Genomic DNA, 1,083 nt, shown 5'->3' with positions numbered 1-1,083 from the left:
TTTTTGATTCTTCTGATTTGAAGGGTTTTTGATGGAGGGTTTGATCCTGGCTCAGGACGAACGCTGGCGGCGTGCTTAACACATGCAAGTCGAACGGTAAGGCTCCAGCTTGCTGGGGTACACGAGTGGCGAACGGGTGAGTAACACGTGGGTGACCTGCCCTGCACTTCGGGATAAGCCTGGGAAACTGGGTCTAATACCGGATAGGACCGCACCGTGAGGGTGTGGTGGAAAGTTTTTTCGGTGTGGGATGGGCCCGCGGCCTATCAGCTTGTTGGTGGGGTAATGGCCTACCAAGGCGGCGACGGGTAGCCGGCCTGAGAGGGTGGACGGCCACATTGGGACTGAGACACGGCCCAGACTCCTACGGGAGGCAGCAGTGGGGAATATTGCACAATGGGCGGAAGCCTGATGCAGCGACGCCGCGTGGGGGATGACGGCCTTCGGGTTGTAAACTCCTTTCACCATCGACGAAGGGTTTCTGACGGTAGATGGAGAAGAAGCACCGGCTAACTACGTGCCAGCAGCCGCGGTAATACGTAGGGTGCGAGCGTTGTCCGGAATTACTGGGCGTAAAGAGCTCGTAGGTGGTTTGTCGCGTCGTCTGTGAAATTCCGGGGCTTAACTCCGGGCGTGCAGGCGATACGGGCATAACTTGAGTACTGTAGGGGAGACTGGAATTCCTGGTGTAGCGGTGAAATGCGCAGATATCAGGAGGAACACCGGTGGCGAAGGCGGGTCTCTGGGCAGTAACTGACGCTGAGGAGCGAAAGCATGGGGAGCGAACAGGATTAGATACCCTGGTAGTCCATGCCGTAAACGGTGGGCGCTAGGTGTGGGTTTCCTTCCACGGGATCCGTGCCGTAGCTAACGCATTAAGCGCCCCGCCTGGGGAGTACGGCCGCAAGGCTAAAACTCAAAGGAATTGACGGGGGCCCGCACAAGCGGCGGAGCATGTGGATTAATTCGATGCAACGCGAAGAACCTTACCTGGGCTTGACATATACAGGATCGCGCCAGAGATGGTGTTTCCCTTGTGGCTTGTATACAGGTGGTGCATGGTTGTCGTCAGCTCGTGTCGTG

Annotated in this window: 1 rRNA gene; it reads left to right on the top strand. The window is 57.2% G+C overall.

From position 1 onward, the window contains the following. Positions 1–28: 28 nt before the first annotated feature. Positions 29–1,083: ribosomal RNA gene (locus HMPREF2857_RS05595) — 16S ribosomal RNA — on the top strand; the annotation flags it as partial.

Origin of the sequence: Corynebacterium sp. HMSC076C10 (assembly GCF_001812455.1) — a bacterium.
GTDB lineage: Bacteria > Actinomycetota > Actinomycetes > Mycobacteriales > Mycobacteriaceae > Corynebacterium > Corynebacterium jeikeium_D.
The sequence above is the reverse complement of the archived record's forward strand: the minus strand, read 5'-3'. Positions and strand labels throughout refer to the sequence as shown.